General features: G+C 68.9%; 16 protein-coding genes and 1 pseudogene. 9 read left to right on the top strand and 8 right to left on the bottom strand.

Annotation, left to right across the window (positions count from 1 at the left end):
• Positions 1 to 67: 67 nt before the first annotated feature.
• A pseudogene (locus ACG02S_RS09005) lies at positions 68 to 517 on the top strand (FxDxF family PEP-CTERM protein); the annotation flags it as partial.
• A gap of 165 nt (positions 518 to 682) precedes the next feature.
• On the opposite strand, the gene ACG02S_RS09000 reads toward ACG02S_RS09005, so the two are convergent.
• The 6 genes from ACG02S_RS09000 to ACG02S_RS08975 all read right to left on the bottom strand — a co-directional run bounded on the left by ACG02S_RS09000 (position 683) and on the right by ACG02S_RS08975 (position 6,940).
• Positions 683 to 1,189, bottom strand: coding sequence for a hypothetical protein (locus ACG02S_RS09000; RefSeq protein ID WP_394470099.1), 507 nt, complete (start codon positions 1,187 to 1,189; stop codon positions 683 to 685).
• An 8-nt stretch (positions 1,190 to 1,197) separates the two neighbouring features.
• Positions 1,198 to 2,238 carry a quinone-dependent dihydroorotate dehydrogenase gene (locus ACG02S_RS08995; protein WP_394470098.1) on the bottom strand — a complete coding sequence of 347 codons (1,041 nt, stop codon included), beginning with the start codon at positions 2,236 to 2,238 and terminating at the stop codon, positions 1,198 to 1,200.
• A gap of 13 nt (positions 2,239 to 2,251) precedes the next feature.
• Positions 2,252 to 3,247, bottom strand: coding sequence for a glycine betaine/L-proline ABC transporter substrate-binding protein ProX (gene proX / locus ACG02S_RS08990; RefSeq protein WP_394470097.1), 996 nt, complete (start codon positions 3,245 to 3,247; stop codon positions 2,252 to 2,254).
• On the bottom strand, positions 3,244 to 4,371 hold the full coding sequence (gene proW, locus ACG02S_RS08985) for a glycine betaine/L-proline ABC transporter permease ProW (protein ID WP_394470096.1): 1,128 nt from the start codon (positions 4,369 to 4,371) through the stop codon (positions 3,244 to 3,246). The genes proX and proW overlap by 4 nt, the downstream gene beginning before the upstream one ends.
• Positions 4,368 to 5,606 carry a glycine betaine/L-proline ABC transporter ATP-binding protein ProV gene (proV, locus tag ACG02S_RS08980; protein WP_394470095.1) on the bottom strand — a complete coding sequence of 413 codons (1,239 nt, stop codon included), beginning with the start codon at positions 5,604 to 5,606 and terminating at the stop codon, positions 4,368 to 4,370. Before proV ends, proW begins: the two co-directional genes overlap by 4 nt.
• A gap of 377 nt (positions 5,607 to 5,983) precedes the next feature.
• Positions 5,984 to 6,940, bottom strand: a complete 957-nt coding sequence (locus tag ACG02S_RS08975) for a LysR family transcriptional regulator (protein ID WP_394470094.1) — start codon at positions 6,938 to 6,940, stop codon at positions 5,984 to 5,986.
• Positions 6,941 to 7,051: 111 nt separating this feature from the next.
• On the opposite strand from ACG02S_RS08975, the gene ACG02S_RS08970 reads away from it, so the two are divergent.
• The 8 genes from ACG02S_RS08970 to rpiA all read left to right on the top strand — a co-directional run bounded on the left by ACG02S_RS08970 (position 7,052) and on the right by rpiA (position 15,745).
• A complete protein-coding gene (locus ACG02S_RS08970; RefSeq protein ID WP_394470093.1) occupies positions 7,052 to 7,972 on the top strand; it encodes a DMT family transporter in 921 nt (306 codons plus the stop codon).
• 29 nt (positions 7,973 to 8,001) lie between these two features.
• Positions 8,002 to 9,150, top strand: coding sequence for a 3-deoxy-7-phosphoheptulonate synthase (locus ACG02S_RS08965; protein WP_394470092.1), 1,149 nt, complete (start codon positions 8,002 to 8,004; stop codon positions 9,148 to 9,150).
• A 113-nt stretch (positions 9,151 to 9,263) separates the two neighbouring features.
• Positions 9,264 to 9,692: a DUF2141 domain-containing protein gene (locus ACG02S_RS08960; RefSeq protein ID WP_394470091.1), complete on the top strand. Its 429-nt coding sequence runs from the start codon at positions 9,264 to 9,266 to the stop codon at positions 9,690 to 9,692.
• Between the two features lie 216 nt (positions 9,693 to 9,908).
• On the top strand, positions 9,909 to 10,580 hold the full coding sequence (locus ACG02S_RS08955; protein WP_394470090.1) for a PEP-CTERM sorting domain-containing protein: 672 nt from the start codon (positions 9,909 to 9,911) through the stop codon (positions 10,578 to 10,580).
• A gap of 16 nt (positions 10,581 to 10,596) precedes the next feature.
• On the top strand, positions 10,597 to 11,235 hold the full coding sequence (locus ACG02S_RS08950; RefSeq protein WP_394470089.1) for a PEP-CTERM sorting domain-containing protein: 639 nt from the start codon (positions 10,597 to 10,599) through the stop codon (positions 11,233 to 11,235).
• 5 nt (positions 11,236 to 11,240) lie between these two features.
• Positions 11,241 to 12,998: a glycoside hydrolase family 16 protein gene (locus ACG02S_RS08945; protein ID WP_394470088.1), complete on the top strand. Its 1,758-nt coding sequence runs from the start codon at positions 11,241 to 11,243 to the stop codon at positions 12,996 to 12,998.
• Positions 12,999 to 13,638: 640 nt separating this feature from the next.
• The gene (gene ltrA / locus ACG02S_RS08940; RefSeq protein ID WP_394470087.1) at positions 13,639 to 14,967 is read left to right on the top strand and encodes a group II intron reverse transcriptase/maturase; all 1,329 of its coding nucleotides are present in this window, start codon (positions 13,639 to 13,641) and stop codon (positions 14,965 to 14,967) included.
• A 118-nt stretch (positions 14,968 to 15,085) separates the two neighbouring features.
• Positions 15,086 to 15,745 (top strand): ribose-5-phosphate isomerase RpiA, encoded by a 660-nt coding sequence (rpiA, locus tag ACG02S_RS08935; RefSeq protein ID WP_394470086.1) that lies wholly within the window; start codon positions 15,086 to 15,088, stop codon positions 15,743 to 15,745.
• Positions 15,746 to 15,760: 15 nt separating this feature from the next.
• Here rpiA and ACG02S_RS08930 read toward each other — a convergent pair whose 3' ends face one another.
• Positions 15,761 to 17,515 carry a methyl-accepting chemotaxis protein gene (locus ACG02S_RS08930; RefSeq protein WP_394470085.1) on the bottom strand — a complete coding sequence of 585 codons (1,755 nt, stop codon included), beginning with the start codon at positions 17,513 to 17,515 and terminating at the stop codon, positions 15,761 to 15,763.
• A gap of 187 nt (positions 17,516 to 17,702) precedes the next feature.
• Complete coding sequence (locus tag ACG02S_RS08925) at positions 17,703 to 19,016, bottom strand: methyl-accepting chemotaxis protein (protein WP_394470084.1); 1,314 nt, start codon at positions 19,014 to 19,016, stop codon at positions 17,703 to 17,705.
• Positions 19,017 to 19,026: the final 10 nt, after the last annotated feature.

Here is a 19,026-nt window from a genome sequence, read left to right as displayed (position 1 = left end):
GTGCTTGACCGTCCCAAAGTCAGGAGCTAACGCAATGAAGTTCAAAACCATCGTCGCCGCTGTGGCGGCTCTCACCGCAATCAGCAGCCAGGCCGCCGACGCGTCCTGGGGTGTTCACGCCCCGCTGGAACTCGAAATCAAGACCCTGCCGTCGGGTTCGTTTTTCGACACCTTCTCCTTCACGCTGGGCGCTCAGTCCATCGTGACCGGCAAGGTCGAGTCTTTCGGCAGCCTGATCGGCGGTTTCACCCTGTGGGACAAGGGCAGCGACGGCAACATCGGCACGTCCGATGACTTCGGCATCGGCGGCGCCGCCTTCGGTGGCACGACCAGCCTGACGCTGGGCGCCGGCAGCTACTACTACGCTGTCTCCGGCAACGCGTTCTCGGCGGGTGGCTACGCCATCGCTTCGAGCGCTGTCGCCGCTCCGGTGCCGGAACCCGAGACCTACGCCATGCTGGCTGCCGGTCTGGGCATCGTCGGTTTCGTGGCCTCGCGTCGTCGTCGCCAGGACTGATCGAAGCCGGGGATCTCCGCCTTGTCGGAGGTCCCAGGCAAGACGGACCTTTGAGCGCCCCGGTGTGCAGGCACCGGGGCGTTTTTGCGTCTGGGGAGGGCCGGGGCAGTCAGGGTTGGCTGCCACCTCCCTGAACCAGTGCTTGCACCCGATAGAGGGAAGCCTTCAGTCGTCGAACGGGAACAGCCGGTTCGGGAACACCATGCTCTGCGAGGCCTTCAGCACCACGCCGTCCTTGAAGTGCACGTTGAAGCGCATGCCGTAGCCGGTCATGTCGGGCTTGATGGTCCAGTCCCAGACGTCTTCGCCGCTGTTTTTGTAGAACACGCGGCTGCGCTCGGTGCCGAGGATGCGGCTGACCTGCTCCGGCGTCATGCCCGGCACGATGCGGGCTCGGTTGGCATAGGACAGGCCGTCCTCGATGCCCATCAGGCGCCCGTCCGGCGCCAATCGGACCATGTAGCAATGCTCGCCGCGCGGCTGCGTGGCGTACTCCAGCGTGCGTCCGCCGTCGGCCTCGGGCCAGATGCGCGTGGGCGTGCCATACAGCGCGATGACGTCCTCGCCGCGGCTGACGCCAGGCTGCAGTCGCGCGTCGCGGTCCGGCGTGGCGCAGGCGGTCAGCAGCAGCGCGGTGCACAGCGTGATCGAGGCGAGGGCGGCGAATCGCATGGTGTGCTTCAGCGCGCGGCGAGGGCTCGGGCGCAGTCGGTGACGAGCGCGGGACCCTTGTAGATGAGGCCGGTGTAGACCTGTACCAGGTCCGCGCCGGCGGTGATCTTTGCGCGCGCATCCGTGCCACTCAGTACGCCGCCCACGCCGATGATGGGATAGCCCGCCGGCAGCGCGGCGCGCAGCAGGCGGATGACGCGGTTGCTGGCCTCGAACACCGGCGAACCGGACAGGCCGCCGGTTTCCTCGGCATGGGCAAGCCCCTGCACCTGGTCGCGCGCGATGGTGGTGTTGGTGGCGATGACGCCGTCGATGCCGTTGGCGGTCAGCGTCTTGGCGATGACGGCGACCTGGTCTTCCTCCAGGTCGGGCGCGATCTTGACGAACATCGGCACGCGCCGGCCGCTCTGCGCGTCGAGCTGCTGCTTGGCGCTCTGCAGCGTGCCCAGCAGCGCGTCCAGCGCGGCGTCGCTCTGCAGGGCACGCAGGTTCTTGGTATTGGGGCTGGAGATGTTGACGGTGATGTAGTCGGCATGCGGGTGCACACCCGCCAGCCCCAGCAAGTAGTCGTCGGCGGCGTTCTCGATGGGCGTCGCGGCGTTCTTGCCGATGTTCAGGCCCAGCACGCCGCCGGCGGCGCGGAAACTGCGCGCGCGCTGCACGTTGGCGATGAAGCTCTGCAGCCCCTCGTTGTTGAAGCCCAGCCGGTTGATCAGCGCGTTGGCCTGCGGCAGGCGGAACATGCGCGGCTTGTCGTTGCCGGGCTGGCCCTTGGGCGTCACCGTGCCCACCTCGATGAAGCCGAACCCCATCGCGCCCAGACCGTCGATGCAGCGGCCGTTCTTGTCGAGGCCCGCGGCCAGGCCGATCCGGTTCGGGAAGCGCAGGCCGGCGACGGTCACCGGGTCGCTGACGCGGGCGCCGCTCCACAGGCATTGCAGCGGCGTGTTCTGCAGCCGCGCGATGGCGTCCAGCGTCAGCTCGTGGGCGTGCTCGGGGTCCAGGCCGAACAGGAAGGGGCGGGTGAGGGCATAGGGAACGAGGGGCATGGCCGGATTGTCGCTAATGCCCGCCCGCCGCCTGCCGTGCCTGCGCGAGCCAGCCATCGAACAGCACCTGGTGCGCACGTATCCAGCCGTCCGTGTGGCGCTCCACGTCGCGCTGCGTGTTCTGCCCCTCGCTCATGCGCAGGTTCTGCGCATTGATGTCGGTGATGGGCAGGCGCATCACCTCGAACAGGCGCGCCGCGGCCGGGTTCTGCGCGGCGAATGCCCGGTTGGCGACGATCTGCTGCCGGTCGGCGTGGAAGCCGTAGTTGCGGCCGTTGGGTAACTGCGTGTCGAGATCCGGCGCGGCCGTCGCCGGCACCTGCAGCCAGACGACGTCGGCGCCCGGCTTCAGCACCGCGCTGACCCAGTAGGGCGTCCAGGTGTAGTACAGGACGGGCTGGCCCTGCCTGAAGCGCGCGATGGTGTCGGCCATCAGCGCGGCATAGCTGCCCTGGCGGTGCGTCACGTGCGGGCGCAGGCCGCCGGCGGTGAGGTGCCGCTCGATGGCCAGCTCGCAGCCCCAGCCGGGGTTGCAGCCGGTCAGGTCGGCGCGGCCGTCGCCATCGCTGTCGAACAGCTTGGCGATGGCGGGGTCCTTCAGCTGGTCGAGGCGGGTGATGCCGTGCCGCTCGGCCGTCTTGCGGTCGATCAGGTAGCCCTGCACCGCGCCTTCGGCATAGGCGCTCGCGCTGCGGAACAGCTTGGCGTCGCCACCGCTGTTCTTGTAGAAGTCGGCGTGCAGCCGGTGCCAGTGGTTGGCCATGAACGTGGCGTCGCCGTTGGCGATGGCCAGGTGTTCGGTAGCGGGCTCCAGGTCCTTCATTGGCAGCAAGGTGTAGCCAAGCCTCTCCAGTGCGCGCGAGACCAGCAGCGTCTGGAAAGCCTCCTCGGCCAGCGAGCTCTTGAGCGGCTGCACGGTGATGCCCCGGCCCGGCAGGGGCTCGCCATGCACGCCCAGGCAGAGCGCGAGCAGGGCGGTGGCGATGAGGCGAGCGCAGTGCTTTGTCATGTGCGGACTCCTTGCTTGTCGAACGTGGTGGCGAGCGCGGGCGCGCGCGGCAGACGATGCAGGCTGCGCAGCACGAAGCCGGCGGGCCCGGTGTGCCACCAGTGCCGGCCGGCGCTGCGGCGCGAGCGGCCCAGCGCCTGCGTCAGGCGGTCCAGAGTGATGGCCAGCAGCACGATGCCCAGCCCGCCCACGGTGGCCAGGCCCATGTCCAGCCGGCCGATGCCGCGTAGCACCATCTGGCCCAGGCCGCCGACGGCGATCATGGACGCGATGACCACCATGGACAGCGACAGCATCAGCGCCTGGTTGATGCCGGCCATGATGGACGGCATCGCCAGCGGCAGCTTCACCTTGGCCAGCATCTGCCACGGCGAGGCGCCGTAAGCGCGCGCCGCCTCGATGAGGCCAGGCCGCACCTGGCGCAGGCCGAGGTTGGTCAGCCTGGCCAGCGGCGCCAGCGCGAACACGATGGTCACGATGACGCCCGGCACGTTGCCGATGCCGAACAGCATCACCACCGGCACCAGGTAGACGAAGGCAGGCGTGGTCTGCATCGCGTCCAGCAGTGGGCGCATGACGCGCTGTGCGCGGTCGCTGCTGGCCAGCAGCACGCCCAGCGGCAGGCCGATCAGCAGGCAGAACAGCAGCGAGGTCAGCACCAGCGACAGCGTCACCATCGCCTCGGTCCAGATGCCCAGCAGCGCAACCAGTCCCAGCGAGACGGTGCCGCCGATCGCGATCTTGCGGCCGGCGAACTGCCAGGCCAGCAGGCCGATCAGCGCGATCATGCCCGGCGCCGGCAGGCCGCCCAGCAAGCCTTGCACCGAGTTCAGCGTGCCGTCGATGGGCAGGCGCACGCTCTGGAAGAAGGGGCGGCCGTGCTCGACGACCCAGCCCAGCCCCTGGTTGATCCAGGCGTCGATGGGCAGCGAGCCGTCGAACATCTGCTGCCACGGCGGGGCATTTGCCGCGTCGCTCGTCAGTGAGGCGGCCGGCGCGTCGAGCCAGGCCGGGGCGGCGTCGGGCGCGGCCGACAGGGCTTGCCAGGGGTCTGTCTCGATGGGCGTGACAGGGGCGGCGCAGGCGGCCGTGTCGGCGGTCGGTGCGAGGGGGTTCTCGTTCATGTGTGCTCCTGGCTGACGACGGGTGTGGACTCAAGGGGCGGCGTGTCGCGGTCCAGGAACTTCAGCAGCGTGGTCTTGCTGATGACGCCGCAGAAGCGGCCCTCGGCCGTCACCACCGGCAGTGCGCAGGGCGCCTGCGCGACCTGCCCGAGCAGGCCGGCGACGAGCGCGTCGGCAGGCAGTTCCGGCACCGCCGGCAGGAAGGCGCGCTGCAGACCCAGCGGGCCGTCGTGACCGCTCAGTGCGGTGCGCAGGCTGTCGGCTGACACCGTGCCGAGATAGCGCCGTGAGGGGCTGATGACATAGGCGAAGTCGCGGTCCTGGTCTTCGAGCTGCTTCAGCGCCGCGCGGCAGCCGCGGTCGCTGTGCTCGGCCACCACGGTCAGTGGCTGGCGTGCGATGTCGGCCGCCTTGAACACGGCCGCGGCGTCCACGCCGCGCACGAAGCTGCGCACGAAGTCGTCGGCGGGATGGCGCAAGATCTCGTCGGGCGTTCCGACCTGCACCACATGGCCGTCCTTCATGAGGGCGATGCGGTCGCCGATGCGCATTGCCTCGTCGAGGTCGTGCGAGATGAAGACGATGGTGCGGCGCCTGACCTGCTGCAGCCGCAGCAGTTCCGACTGCATCTCGGTGCGGATGATGGGGTCCAGTGCCGAGAAGGCCTCGTCCATCAGCAGGATGGAGGGATCGGACGCCAGCGCGCGCGCCAGGCCCACGCGCTGCTGCATGCCGCCGGACAGTTCATCGGGATAACTGTCGCCCCAGCCGGCCAGGCCCACCTGGGCCAGCGCGTCGTCGGCTGCCGCCAGGCGCTCCGCCTTGGGCGCGCCGGCCAGTTCCAGCCCGAAGGCGGTGTTGTCGCGCACGGTCATGTGCGGCATCAGCGCGAAGGACTGGAACACCATGCTGATGTCCTTGCGGCGCAGCGCGCGCAGCTTGGCGTCGGCATGGGTGTTGATGTCTTCGCCGTCGATGACGATGCGGCCTGCGCTGGGCTCGATGAGCCGGTTCAGCAAGCGCACCAGCGTCGACTTGCCGGAGCCCGACAGGCCCATGATGACGAAGATCTCGCCGGCCTGGATTTCGAAGCTGGCGTCGAACACGCCGATGGACTGGCCGGTGCGGGCCAGGATGTCCTGCTTGGACAGGCCCTGGCGGACGAGGGCCAGTGCCTGTTCAGGCGCGTCGCCGAAGACCTTGAAAACGTGGTCGATGTGGATGGCCTTGGCCATGGACGGACTCCTTTCATGCAGTGCAGGGCTGCGGGTGAACGGGATGCCGCCACCGCTGGGGTGGCGGCCGTCGGGCCATCAGTCGGGAAGGTCGCGGGCGCGCGCGGCGCCGGGCAAGCCTTCAAGGCTGCCGGCGGGCACTGAGAACGACATGGTGGCGCAAGCAATACCCGCCGGAACTCGGTCGCGGCAGCGGGCCTGGTCGAGGGGCGCTGCCAGCGGGAGCATGGCTGGTCGTGGGCGGTCGGGCCGCCGCTTGCCGGGCAGATCCCGGGACGTCCGCATCGCGATGGGGCCGAGGCTGGCCCGCAAGTGACGCGGCTCGATCAAAATGACTTATTGATCGAAGTGAAGCCGATCATTATAACCGGTTGGAATCAAGGCTGTGAATCGTCCCGCCGGTCCCAGGGCGGTACGTCGCCCAGCTTCTCCAGCAGGAAGTCGATCAGCGCGCGCACCTTGGGCGCCGGATGCCGGCTGGGCAGGTAGACGGCGTACAGCGTATCGGCATCCGCCAGGCCGCCGACCGGCTGCCAGCCCGGCAGCACCGCGCGCAGCCGGCCGGCGCGCAGGTCGGCGCCGACGGCGTAGGTCGGCAGCACCGCCAGGCCCATGCCGGCCAGCGCCGCCACTCGAAGCGACTCGCTGCTGTTGGCCGTGAGGCCGCTCTCGAAGCGCAGCGCACCTCGTGTCTCCACGGCCACCTCGCCCAGCTCGGCATGCCGGAAGCGCCAGCGGTCGGGCGACTGCAGATGGCCGAAGCGCAGGCAGCGGTGCGCGGCGATGTCGGTCACCGCCTGCGGTTCGCCGTGCGCGGCGAGATATGCGGGCGCCGCGCACAGCACGAAACGCATGGTGGCCAGCCGGCGCGCGACCAGGCCTTCGGACGGCTTGCCCGTGAGCCGCAACACCACGTCGAAGCCTTCCTCGGCCAGGTCCACATACCGGTCGTTCAGCCCCAGCACCAGCTGCAGCTGCGGATGGCGGGTGCAGAACTCGGCCGCCAGCGCAGTGAACTGCAGGTTGCCGAACGCGGTAGACGTGGACAGGCGCAGCACGCCGCTGGGTTCGTCGCGGCGGCCGGCCAGCTCGGCGTCCAGCGCGCGGGAGTCCTCCAGCAGCCGCAGCGCGCGTTCGTAGACGGCGCGACCCTCGGCCGTGGGGCTGACGCTGCGCGTGGTGCGGTGCAGCAGCCGCGTGCCCAGCTGGTCTTCCAGCCGCACCACCTGCTTGCTGACGGCCGACTTGGTGGTGCCCAGCAGTCGCGCGGCGCCCGAGAAGCCGCGGGCGTCCACGACGCGGGCGAAGGCATGCAGATCTTCGAGTCGTCCCATTATTGGGCTCCGTTTGGAAACTCTGAATGGATTTTGTTGGCGATTGTGTCCGATGCGAGCTGTTCCTAGAGTCGGCTCACTCGATTGACCGCAGCCTCACCGGAGCCTCACATGGCCAGCTTCACGCCCTCACTGCCCGCCCGTTCCTTCCGCCCCAGCCGGCTCGACCGGCTGGCCGTCGGCCTGGCCAGCCTGAGCCTGCCGCTGCTGTTCATCCTGCTGTGGAGCAGCGGCTACGTGGCCGGCAAGCTGGCGCTGCCGCACACCGGGCCGCTGACGCTGCTGACCTTGCGCTTCGGCCTGGCCGCTGTCGTGCTGCTGGGCGTGGCGGTGGTGACGCAGGCGCCCTGGCCCCGGGCGCGCGACTGGGGCCACTTGGCCGTCGTCGCGTTGCTGATGCAGGTGCTGCACTTCTCGGCCATCTACTTCGCGCTGCACCACGGCCTGTCGGCCGGCGTGGCGGGGCTGCTGATCGGCCTGATGCCGCTGGCCACCGCGCTGGGCGCGCACGTGTGGTTGGCCGAGAGGCTGAACGGCCGCCAGGCGCTGGGCCTGGTGGGCGGGTTGGCCGGCGTGGCGCTGGTGGTGGGCGGCAAGCCGATGGCGGGCGCCGGGGCCAGCTATGCGCTGGCGGCGCTGGGGCTGCTGGGCCTGGTGGCCGGCACGCTTTACCAGAAACAATTTTGCGCCCATATGGACCTGCGCACCGGCAGCGGCGTGCAGATGACGGTCTCGGCCGTGGCGGTCGCGGCGTTCGCCGGTCCGGTCGAAGGCTTCGCCATCGACTGGCAGCCCGAGCTGGTCGGCGCCTGGCTGTGGCTGGCGGTGGTGAACTCCATCGGCGCGTTCAGCCTGATGTTCCTGATGATCCGCCGCGGCCAGACTGGCGACGTGGCGCGGCTGTTCTTCCTGGTGCCGGGCATGTCGGCGCTGATGGGCTTCGTTCTGCTGGGCGAGCGGCTGGAGCTGCAGGCGCTGCTCGGCTTCGGCGTGTCGGCGCTGGCCGTGTGCGTCGCCGCGGCCAAGCGGTGACAATCGAGGGCTCTACTGGGAGCCCGGCCATGACCCACCTCGACGACGCCCGACACGACCACCGCCCCTTCGAAGACGAGCGCGGGTCGCGCGACGAGACGCGCGACACCACCCGCACCGACGACACCCGCATCGGCGCCGTGCGCGCGCTGATCAGCCCGGCGTTGCTGCTGGAAGAGATGCCGGTGCCCGAGGCCACGCTCGATCTGGTGGCACAGGCGCGCCAGCAGATCAGCGACGTGCTGCACGGTCGCGACGACCGGCTGCTCGTCATCGTGGGCCCGTGCTCCATCCACGACCACGACCAGGCGATGGACTACGCGCGGCTGCTGAAAGCGGCGCGCGACGAACTGAAGCGCGACCTGCTGGTGGTCATGCGCGTGTACTTCGAGAAGCCGCGCACGACGGTGGGCTGGAAGGGCTACATCAACGACCCGCGTCTGGACGGCAGCTTCCACATGAACGAAGGCCTGCGCCTGGCGCGCCAGCTGCTGCTGGACGTCAACGGCCTGGGTCTGCCTGCCGGCACCGAGTTCCTGGACCTGCTGTCGCCGCAGTACATCTCCGACCTGATCGCCTGGGGCGCCATTGGCGCGCGCACCACCGAGAGTCAGAGCCACCGCCAGCTGGCGTCGGGCCTGAGCTGCCCGGTCGGGTTCAAGAACGGCACCGACGGCGGCATCAAGGTCGCCAGCGATGCGGTGCTGGCCGCGCAGTCGGCGCATGCCTTCATGGGCATGACAAAGATGGGCACCGCCGCCATCTTCGAGACCCGCGGCAACCGGGACTGCCACGTCATCCTTCGCGGTGGCAAGGCGCCAAACTACGACGCGGCGTCGGTCAACGCGGCCTGCGAGGCGCTGAAGACCTCGGGCCTGCGCGAGCAGGTCATGATCGACTTCTCGCACGCCAACTCCAGCAAGAAATACGAGCGCCAGATCGATGTCGGCCGAGACGTGGCAGCCCAGATCGCCGGTGCCAATGGGAAAGGTGACGCACGCATCACCGGCGTCATGATCGAGAGCCACCTGCAGCCGGGCCGGCAGGATCTGGCCGAGGGCCAGACCCGTGCGGACCTGAAGCCCGGCGTGTCCATCACCGACGCCTGCCTGGGCTGGAGCCAGACCGAGCCCTTGCTGCGCGAACTGGCCGCCGCGGTCCAGAAGCGCCGAGGCTGACGCCGCGGGCGTGCCGCTCGCGCCGCCAGGCGCCCGGCCGTCGCAGCACGCTCGCGCGGCGGCCGCTTGGTTTCCATCATTCAGCCTTTCCCACTGCTGAACTGGAGACTGCGATGAAACGAGTGCTTGCGACCGCGCTGCTCGCGTGCGCTGCCATGCATGGCCATGCGGCCGATGTGACGCTGGAGGTCGAGGGCCTGGACGTGGCCCGGCTGAAGGGTGCCACGCTGGTCGTCGCCGTGTTCACCGAGCCGTCGACCTGGCTGCGCCAGCCGCAGGCCGCCCAGCGCTTCATGCTGGGCCCGGACGCCGCCGGGGGCACCCTCAGCATCGTGCTGAAGGACCTGCCCGCCGGCCCGCTGGCGTTGAGCCTGTTCCAGGACGCCAATGCCAACGGGCGCGTGGACATGAACAACATGGGCATCCCGACCGAGCCCTACGGCTTCTCCAACAATGCCGTGGGCAACGCCGGTCCGCCGAAGTTCGAGCAGGCGCTGATGACACCGTCCGCAGGCCAGGTGATGAAGATCCGCATGAACTGACCGCAGCGCCGCGGCACCCGCACCCGCGGCCGCCAAGCACCCTGGGTATCCCCGGCCCCTAGTTCGTGGCGGGGCAGGGGACGCCGCATTGACAGCATTTCCTCGGCCCCCTAAGGTCGCGCCGTTCATTGAAAGCGCTTTCAGAAAGCGGTTTCAGGAACGGCGGCGCGCAGCAGTCCAGTCGTCGCCCTTCAAGCAATAACCAGGAGACGACACATGCTGAACTCGAAGATTGGCGCGGCCCTTGCCGCGTTGTTGCTTACCGGAGCCGCCGGCGCCGGCACCACCAACGGCATCGCCAACGGCGGCTTCGAAGCGCCGGCCGGCGCGGGCCAGATCGCCGCCGGCTGGCTGACGGCGCCCACCGCCAGCCCTGCCACCTTGTCCAACGACGCGCACAGCGGCAGCTTTGCGCTGCTGCTGAGCGCGCCCGGTGGCTTCAGCGACTCGGTGGGCTTTCAGAACTCCTTCCACCATGGTGGCCTGCCCGCGCTCGGTGCCGCCAATGTCGGCGACACGCCGCTGCTGAGCTTCTGGGCCAAGGGCGACGCCAGCACCACCGGCAACGCCTTCGTCAAGATGAATTACCTGGGCGACAGCGGCATCCTCGGCGCGGCGCTGAACACCACGTTCCACAGCCTGCTCAGCACCAGCAACTGGACCCAGTTCAACTTCACGGCGGCGGCCATCCCGGTCGGCACGACGTCCATCCAGATCGAGATCGGCACGTCCGTGGGTCCCATCCTGGACGGGCGACCCAACGCCGTGCTGGTGGACGACCTGCAGCTGACGCTGACCACCGCGCCGGTGCCGGAGCCGCAGAGCTACGTGCTGCTGGCCGCCGGCCTCGCCGTCGTCGGCGCCATCGCGCGCCGCCGTCGCGGCTGAGCCGAGGAGCATGAACATGCAGATCAACACACTCACCAAGCTCGCCGCGTCGCTGCTGCTGTGCGGCCTGACCGCCCACGCCGGCGCACAGACCGTCGTTTTCGACTCGTACGGCGACGACATCACCTACCTGGACGGCTGGCCGCAAATGCTGGAGGCGGGCAACAGCATCGCCGTCCCGTTCAGCCTCGCCAGCGCCACCACCGTGCAGTCCATCCTGACGGCCATCGAGCATGTGCCCGAGTGGGGCGGCAGCGGTGGCGTCACGCTGGGCATCGTCACCCGCAACGGCGCGCTGCCCGGCGGTGCCAGTTGGCTCTACAGCGCCCACCTCGACGCCCCCGCCGTCAACTCAACGTTCGCGCCCACCGGCTGGGCGCTGGCGGCGGGCAGCTACTGGCTGGTCGCCACGGCCGACAGCGGCTTTGCCGGCCAGTGGATAGGCGCCACGTACGACTACACCGGCAACTGGGCGTACACCACCGCGCCGGGGGCCTGGACCGAGCAGAGCTCGACCTTCCTCGGCATGCCCGGGGCGCGCATCACCGTCGCTGCCGCTGTCCCGGAGCCGGCCACCTACGGCCTGATGCTGGTCGGCGGCCTGCTCGTCGCCGCGGCCGCGCGCCGCAAGTCCGCCACCCGCCCGCAAGGATGAAAGCCATGAAGCATCAACACCTCATCGGCGGCCTGCTGCTGGCCGCCAGCGTCGCGGCCTCGGCCAGCGTCACCAGCCCCGTCATCGGCAAGCTGCTGTGGTCCGAGGAGTTCAACGGCGCCAGCCTCGACGGCAGCGTCTGGACCGCCTCCAACGGCAACGGCTGCCAGATCGGCCTGTGCGGCTACGGCAACCAGGAGCTGCAGTCCTACCAACCCGGCAACCTCAGCATTGTCAATGTGCCGTTCGAGCCGGCCACGCGGGCTCTCGCCATCACGGCCAGGCGCGAGGTCGTCGGCGCTAACCAGTTCACGTCCGGCAAGGTCGACACGTCCGGCAAGGTGCAGGTCAAGTACGGCATGGTCGAGGTGCGCATGGCCACGCCCAAGGTCGGCGTGGGCCTGTGGCCTGCGGCCTGGATGCTGGGCACCAGCCCGCAGGCCTGGCCGCGCAACGGCGAGATCGACATCATGGAGCAGGGCGGTCGCCAGCCGGCCGGCCTGCCGCCGATCTCGCCCGAGCAGTTCGTCGGCTCCAACGTCATCTTCTTCCACCAAGACGCCTGCGTGCCGGGCAACGAGACCTGCGCCGCGTCCACAGCCTGGCAGACCAAGAACTGGTATGCGCCGAGCAGGTCCCTCGCCAACCGCTTCGTGACCTACCGGCTTTACTGGACGGACACGCAGATGCGCTTCAGCGTCGTCGACAACGGCCGCGAGTACGACATGTACAAGTCGCCGATCACGATCACGTCGCCCGCGCTGAACGAGCCCTTCTACCTGCTGTTGAACATGGCCGTGGGCGGCAACTTCACGCCGGCGGCCACGCCCGCGCAGATCACCGCGCCGCTGCCTGCCACCGCCTACGTGGACTATGTGCGTGTGTACGAGCTCGACGGCAAGGGCGAGGTCAAGCTGGGCGTGGGAACCACGCCGGAAGTCGGCAAGTTTGGTGTGTTCACTGACACCACACCGGTCAACAACAAGCAGGAGCTGGGCGCGTCGTCGGACTTCTTCATCTGGAACACGGGTTCCATGGGCGGCGGCAGCCTGGCGCCGTTCGAAGGCGACAACGTCATCGCGTTGAACTATTTCGCGCCGGGTCAGTGGTTCGGTGGGGCCATCCAGTCGCGCCGCGTGCACGACATGAGCGGCTTCCGCAACGGCCACATCAAGCTGAAGATCAAGGTGCCGGCCAACGTCGCGTTCAGGATCGGCATCCTGGACACGTACACCAACCACGGCTGGGTCAACTTCCCCGCCAACGCCACGAGCTACGGCCTGGTGCGCAACGGCGAGTGGGGCACGGCGACCATCCCCGTCGCCGAGATCGCCGGGTCGCTGGTCGCGCTGCAGTCGATGAACTCGCTGTTCGAGTTCCTCAGCCTGGACGGCGCCGTGCCGGGCGCCGCGTTCCAGATCGCGTTCGACGATATCGTCTGGGACTCGGGCACTGGCGCGACGCAGGCCGTCTCGAAACGCAGCGCGCTGGCGCCGGCCGCGGCGACGGTCAGTGCGCAGGCGGTGCAAACCGGCACCACGACGCTGGAGTTCGCGGCGGCATCGTCGGGTTGGGTGGACGTGCACTACACGGTCAACGGCAGCGATGCCCGCACCGTGCGCATGCGCCAGGACGGCGGCACCAGCCGCTACACGGTCGGCGGTCTGAAGCGAGGCGACGTCGTCGAGTACCGCGTGACCGCCTGGGATGCCGCGCGCCAGCTGGCGACCGATTCGGCCTCGAAAACGGTGGTGTTGAAGTAGCCGGCAAGCGGATGACGCGGCAGTAGCCGCGTCATCCACGAAAATCCGACGTATGGTGCGTCACGAAGCAAAAGCAAAGCTGAGCCTGCAAGGGCAAGGAAGAGCCGCTGCATGCTGCGCCAATCCAACGGGTGAGAGTCCCGTCCCGGTAGGCGTCGGTGCGCCGGGTAGCAGAGCCCAGGTAGTGGAGGGAGACCTCTGTGCCCGAGCGGGGTGTCAAAAGCCTGTGAACCGGCGAGAGCCGCTCAGCAGGAAGCAAGCACGCGGGCCGCAACATGAAGTGAAGCCTGCAGCCTCGTCAGATTTACAACCCGCAGGCCGAGCCGCTCATATCACGGCGAAGGCAACATCTTTGGCGCAAGAACCGAAGCGCGCCGGGGACTGCGGCGGGGTATTGGGCGCAGCACGCGTGCAAGGATTGGTGTGGAACGTGAGAGACCCGTCTGCGCGGCCCGAGTCGGGGCAAGCGCGCTCGTATAAGCCCAAGGCGAAGTCGAGACGTGTGCAGCGGGAGTCCGAGGGGATCGTAGTACTGGACGGTGGGGCGCAAGCGCCATCGACGAAGGCCGTGCGGCATAACGCGGCTGGAGGGAAGGGTCCCTGCGGTGGTCATGCTGAGGGAGCAGGTAAGCGCGAGGGAATGGCCGGCAAGACCGGACCTAACAACCCCGTCGACCTTGTGTCGAGCGACAAAGTGCGACAACTGCAAAGGCAGCTCTGGGCCGCAGCCAAGCGGGCGCCGGAAAGGCGCTTCCATGCGTTGTACGACCATATGTGCAGGGCTGACATCCTGCACGAGGCGTGGAAGCGCGTGCGCCGCAACAAGGGCGCAGCGGGCGCTGATCGGGTGACGATCAGCGAGGTCGAGCAGTACGGAGTCCGGCGCTTCTTAGAAGAGCTGGGTGAGGTGCTGCGCGCAGGCGAGTACGGGGCGCAGGTCGTGCGGCGCACCTACATCCCCAAGGCAGATGGAAGGAAGCGGCCCCTGGGCATCCCGACGGTGCGAGACCGGGTGGTGCAGATGGCGGGCAAGCTGGTGTTGGAGCCGATCTTCGAGGCGGACTTCAAGCCGTGCTCGTATGGGTTCCGGCCGAGGCGCAGTGCGCAGATGGCGTTGCAGCGGATCAGGCAACTGGCCAACGCGGGTGCGGATCACGTGCTGGACGCCGACATCGAGAACTACTTCGGCAGCATCGACCACGACAAGCTGCTCACCTTGGTGAGTCAGCGGGTCAGCGATCGGCGGGTGCTCAAGCTGGTGAGGCAGTGGTTGCAGGCGGGGGTGATGGAGGCCGGCGTGATCTCGCCGCTGCTGTCCAACATCTACCTGCACGTGCTGGACCGGGTGTGGGCCAGGCATGGCCGGCACCTGGGCGAGCTGGTGCGGTATGCGGATGATTTCGTGGTGATGTGCCGAACGGCGCGTGGCTGCGAGGAAGCACAAAGCCGCATCGAGCATGTGCTGGACCGCTTGGGGCTCAAGCTGCATCCACAGAAAACGCGACGTGCGGTGTTGACGCAAGGCCAGGAGGGCTTCGACTTCCTGGGGTGTCATCTGCACAAACGCATGAGCGGCCGGCTGTGGCAGCAGAAGGGTCTGAAGCGGTACTACTTGCAGAACTGGCCGAGCCGCAAAGCAATGAACCGTGTGCGAGAACGTGTACGAGGACTGACCCCACGCGGGCGGTGCCATGAGGATGTGCGGAGCGTCATCGCCCAGCTCAACCCGGTGCTGCGTGGCTGGGGTCAATACTTCCAAACGGGAAACGCGGCCAATCACTTCCTAGACGTGGACAACTATGTCGTGGGACGGCTGCGGAGCCTGCGGATCAAACGTGCGGGTCGTAACTTGCCAGCGGGACGTGCTCGGCGATGGGATCGCGACTACTTCGAAAACCTTGGACTCCACCGCCTGCGCGGGACCATCCGTTATTCCGGCAGAACTCCCGTCATAGGGAGCTCCGCGTAATGCTGCGAGCCGACAGACCACTGGTAAGCCGTGTGCGGGAAATTCGCACGCACGGTTTGAAAGGGGGCGTTGGCTCAGAAACTGGCCTTCGGGCTTTAATAAGAATCAACGTCTACCAATGAACCAAGACCAGCTCAAGCAACTCGTCGGCCGCGCCGCCCTGGATTACGTCACGCCCGGCCAGATCGTCGGCGTCGGCACCGGCTCTACCGTGGACTGCTTCATCGACGCGCTGGCGGCCAGCGGCATCGCGGTCGCCGGCGCCGTGTCCAGCTCGGAGCGTTCCACGCAGCGGCTGCTCAAGCTCGGCATCCCGGTGTTGGACGCGGCCGAGGTGACGGGCCTCACCGTCTACATCGACGGTGCCGATGAGATCGACGGCAACGGCTTCATGGTCAAGGGCGGCGGCGCGGCACTGACGCGAGAGAAGATCGTCGCCGACCTGGCAGCGCAGTTCGTCTGCATCGCCGACGCGTCCAAGCTCGTGCAGACGCTGGGCCGGTTCCCGCTGCCGGTCGAGATCATCCCGATGGCCGCGGCGCAGCTGGCGCGCCGCTTCGCGGCGTTGGGCGGCGAGGCCCGGCTTCGCGCCGGCGTCGTCACCGACAACGGCGGCCACATCCTGGATGTGACGGGCCTGTCAATCACCGCCCCGCTGGCGTTCGAGACCGAGGTCAACCAGTGGCCCGGCGTCGTCACCGTGGGTGTGTTTGCGCGCCACAAGGCCAGCGTCTGCCTGCTGGGCGGCGCCGACGGTGTGAAGACGCTGAGCTTCTGAACGGGCGCGCGCCGCTCAGAAGGTTTCCCAGTCGCCCTCGTCCTTCGGGGCTGCGGCCGGGGCCGACCGAGGCGCCGCCGGGCGCATGGCGGGCGGTGCGGCGAGCTTGGGGGTTGTCGCCGGCCTGGTGGCGGGGCCTTTAGGCGCTGCCGCCAACTTGGGCGTGGCGGCTCTCGGTGGCGGCGGCGCCTTGGCGGGCACCGCGCGATGCGCCGCGCCGCTGAGCTTGAACACGCCGATGGCATCGGCCAGCCGGCTCGACTGCTCGCGCAGGCTGTCGGCGGCGGCGGCCGCTTGCTCCACCAGCGCGGCGTTTTGTTGCGTCATCTGGTCCAGCTGCACGACCGAGCCGTTGACGGCGGCGATGCCCTCGCTCTGCTCACGCGCGGCGGCGCTGATCTCGCCAATGATGTCGGTCACGCGCTGAACGCTGGCGACGATCTCGGTCATCGTGGCGCCGGCGGCCTGCACCTGCTGCATGCCGGAGTCCACGCGCTCCACGCTGGCGCTGATGAGGCTCTTGATCTCCTTGGCGGCCTCGGCGCTGCGCTGCGCGAGCAGCCGCACCTCGCCGGCCACGACCGCGAAGCCCCGGCCCTGCTCGCCGGCACGCGCGGCTTCCACGGCGGCGTTCAGCGCCAGGATGTTGGTCTGGAACGCGATGCCGTCGATGGTGCCGATGATCTCGTTGATCTTGCGCGAGCTGTGGCTGATCTGGTCCATCGTGGCCACGACCTGGGACACCGCCTCACCGCCTTGCTGGGCCACGGCCGCAGCGGAGCTGGCGAGCTGGTTGGCCGTCATCGCGGCATCGGCGGTCTGCTTGACGGTGCCGGTCAGTTCCGACAGCGACGACGCCGCGTTCTGCAGATTGCTGGCGGTCTGCTCGGTGCGCTGGCTGAGGTCGAGATTGCCGGTGGCGATCTCGGAGCTGGCGGTGCTGATGCTGTCGGTCGAGCCGCGCACCTCGCCGATCAGCTTCAGCAGGGCCGCCTGCATGCGTTGCAGCGAACGCAGCAGCCGGCCGGTCTCGTCCTGGCCGACGGGGTGGATCTGCTGGGTCAGGTCGAAGTTCGCTATCGCGTCGGCCACCTGGGCGGCCTCGTGCAGCGGCCGGGTGATCGAGCGGGTCAGCCACCAGGCCAGGGCACCACCGGCAGCCAGCGTGAACAGCGCGAACACCAGCAGCCCGATGCGCGCATTGCGGTTGGCGGCCTGCAGGCGCTGCATGGCGGCGTCGAGCTGGTCGCGCTGCTGCTGGGCGACGGCCTTGATGCCGTCCAGGTAGGCCGCCGACGCCGGCATGAACTGCTGATCGAAGATCTGCTTGGCCTGTTCGGCCTCACCTGCCTTCTTGGCCGCGGTCAGCGCATCGCGTGCGGCGATGTAGCGCTGGCGCAGCTCCGCGATCTTGTCGAACAGCGCGCGCTCCTGCGGGGTCTCCAGCAGTTTGTCCAGCCGCTGCTGCAGCTCGGTGGAGATGCGCGTCGCCTCGGCGGCCTGCGCCGAGAAGAAGCCGGCCAGGCTGGGGTCGGCGCTCACCGCGATGGCGGTGGTGCGCGTCGTGCCGTTGAAGACGTTGCGATACCAGTCGGCCGCGACCCGTTCCGTCACCAGCGTGCTCTGGTGCAAGGTCTCGGTTTCTTCCGCCACCTTGGCGAGGCCCCAGTAGCCCAGGCCGGAGCCCGACAGGGCGATCAGCAGAACCAGGGCCTGACCCAGGCCGAGGCGTTGGCCGAGCGAGCGGCTTGAGAACAGCGCGGTGAGCATCGGTCCGCCTCCTGGGTGTTGTCTTTGCATGCTGGCACATCCGACCGTCGGGGGCGAGGTGTGGGAAACCCACCGGTGACCTTGACGGTGCCGATTTGTCACACCGGTGGCGGGTGCAAAGCAAAAGGGCGCCTTGCGGCGCCCTGGTGGATGGGGACGGCCAGCCCGTGGGCCGCCGCACGCCGGGTCAGAAGGTTTCCCAGTCGCCATCGGCGGCAGCGGCAGAGGCGGGCACGGGGGCCGGCTTCGCAGCGGCCGTCGGCGCCGGCGGCGTGACCCTGGCGGCAGGCTTCGCTGCGACCTTGGACGGCGCCGTCTTGGACGCCGTTTTGGACGCCGTTTTGGGTGACGCGGAAGCGGCAGCCTGGGGCGGCGTTGCAGGCCTGGCCGCAGCGGTGGGGCGGGCACTGCTGGCACCGCCAGAGAGACGGAACACGCCGATGACCTCGGCCATGCGGGCCGACTGTTCGCGCAGGCTCTCGGCGGCGGCGGCGGATTGCTCCACCAGCGCGGCGTTTTGTTGCGTCATCTGGTCCAGCTGCACGACCGAGCCGTTGACGACGGCAATGCCCTCACTCTGCTCGCGCGCCGCGGCGCTGATCTCGGCAATGATGTCGGTCACTCGCTGAACGCTGGCGACGATCTCGGTCATCGTGGCGCCGGCGGCCTGCACCTGCTGCGTGCCGGAGTCCACGCGCTCCACGCTTGCGCTGATGAGGCTCTTGATCTCCTTGGCGGCCTCGGCGCTGCGCTGCGCGAGCAGCCGCACTTCGCCGGCCACGACCGCGAAGCCCCGGCCCTGCTCGCCGGCCCGCGCGGCCTCCACGGCGGCGTTCAGCGCCAGGATGTTGGTCTGGAACGCGATGCCGTCGATGGTGCCGATGATCTCGTTGATCTTGCGCGAGCTGTGGCTGATCTGGTCCATCGTCGACACCACCTGCGACACGGCCTCGCCACCGCGCTGGGCGACCGATGCCGCCGAGCTGGCGAGCTGGTTGGCCGTCATCGCGGCATCGGCGGTCTGCTTGACGGTGCCGGTCAACTCCGACATCGACGACGCGGCGTTCTGCAGGTTGCTGGCCGTCTGCTCGGTGCGCTGGCTCAGGTCGAAGTTGCCGGTGGCGATCTCGGCGCTGGCGGTGCCGATGCTGTCGGCCGCGCCGCGCACATCGCCGATGAGCTTTTGCAGCGAACGCTGCGTGTCGTTCAGCGCGCCCAGCAGGCGGCCGACATCGTCGTTGCCGCCGTTGGGGATGGGATGGGTCAGGTCAAAGCGGGCCAGCGCCTCGGCGGCTTGCGTCGCCGCGTGCAGGTCGCCGCCCTTTCCGCCGCTGGTCAGCAGCGTGATCAGGCCCACCGCCCAGGTGATGACGAGGCTGGCGATGAGCCATCCCTTGGCCGAGGCGGCGCCCGTGAGCGCGATGCCCGAGCCCACCGTCACGACAGCGAGCATCACGCCCAGTGCCAACTTCAGCTTTTGCGAATCACCAGAACCGAACATGCCGACAGCT

The sequence above is a fragment of the Pelomonas dachongensis genome (assembly GCF_043555865.1).
Lineage (GTDB): Bacteria > Pseudomonadota > Gammaproteobacteria > Burkholderiales > Burkholderiaceae_C > Pelomonas > Pelomonas dachongensis.
The sequence above is the reverse complement of the archived record's forward strand: the minus strand, read 5'-3'. Positions and strand labels throughout refer to the sequence as shown.

What these genes read in the sequence shown, in the direction of transcription:
- ACG02S_RS09000 (WP_394470099.1), bottom strand. Translation starts at nt 1,189, where the DNA reads ATGCGATTCGCCGCCCTCGCCTCGATCACGCTGTGCACCGCGCTGCTG.
- ACG02S_RS08995 (WP_394470098.1), bottom strand. Translation starts at nt 2,238, where the DNA reads ATGCCCCTCGTTCCCTATGCCCTCACCCGCCCCTTCCTGTTCGGCCTG.
- proX (WP_394470097.1), bottom strand. Translation starts at nt 3,247, where the DNA reads ATGACAAAGCACTGCGCTCGCCTCATCGCCACCGCCCTGCTCGCGCTC.
- proW (WP_394470096.1), bottom strand. Translation starts at nt 4,371, where the DNA reads ATGAACGAGAACCCCCTCGCACCGACCGCCGACACGGCCGCCTGCGCC.
- proV (WP_394470095.1), bottom strand. Translation starts at nt 5,606, where the DNA reads ATGGCCAAGGCCATCCACATCGACCACGTTTTCAAGGTCTTCGGCGAC.
- ACG02S_RS08975 (WP_394470094.1), bottom strand. Translation starts at nt 6,940, where the DNA reads ATGGGACGACTCGAAGATCTGCATGCCTTCGCCCGCGTCGTGGACGCC.
- ACG02S_RS08970 (WP_394470093.1), top strand. Translation starts at nt 7,052, where the DNA reads ATGGCCAGCTTCACGCCCTCACTGCCCGCCCGTTCCTTCCGCCCCAGC.
- ACG02S_RS08965 (WP_394470092.1), top strand. Translation starts at nt 8,002, where the DNA reads ATGACCCACCTCGACGACGCCCGACACGACCACCGCCCCTTCGAAGAC.
- ACG02S_RS08960 (WP_394470091.1), top strand. Translation starts at nt 9,264, where the DNA reads ATGAAACGAGTGCTTGCGACCGCGCTGCTCGCGTGCGCTGCCATGCAT.
- ACG02S_RS08955 (WP_394470090.1), top strand. Translation starts at nt 9,909, where the DNA reads ATGCTGAACTCGAAGATTGGCGCGGCCCTTGCCGCGTTGTTGCTTACC.
- ACG02S_RS08950 (WP_394470089.1), top strand. Translation starts at nt 10,597, where the DNA reads ATGCAGATCAACACACTCACCAAGCTCGCCGCGTCGCTGCTGCTGTGC.
- ACG02S_RS08945 (WP_394470088.1), top strand. Translation starts at nt 11,241, where the DNA reads ATGAAGCATCAACACCTCATCGGCGGCCTGCTGCTGGCCGCCAGCGTC.
- ltrA (WP_394470087.1), top strand. Translation starts at nt 13,639, where the DNA reads ATGGCCGGCAAGACCGGACCTAACAACCCCGTCGACCTTGTGTCGAGC.
- rpiA (WP_394470086.1), top strand. Translation starts at nt 15,086, where the DNA reads ATGAACCAAGACCAGCTCAAGCAACTCGTCGGCCGCGCCGCCCTGGAT.
- ACG02S_RS08930 (WP_394470085.1), bottom strand. Translation starts at nt 17,515, where the DNA reads ATGCTCACCGCGCTGTTCTCAAGCCGCTCGCTCGGCCAACGCCTCGGC.
- ACG02S_RS08925 (WP_394470084.1), bottom strand. Translation starts at nt 19,016, where the DNA reads ATGTTCGGTTCTGGTGATTCGCAAAAGCTGAAGTTGGCACTGGGCGTG.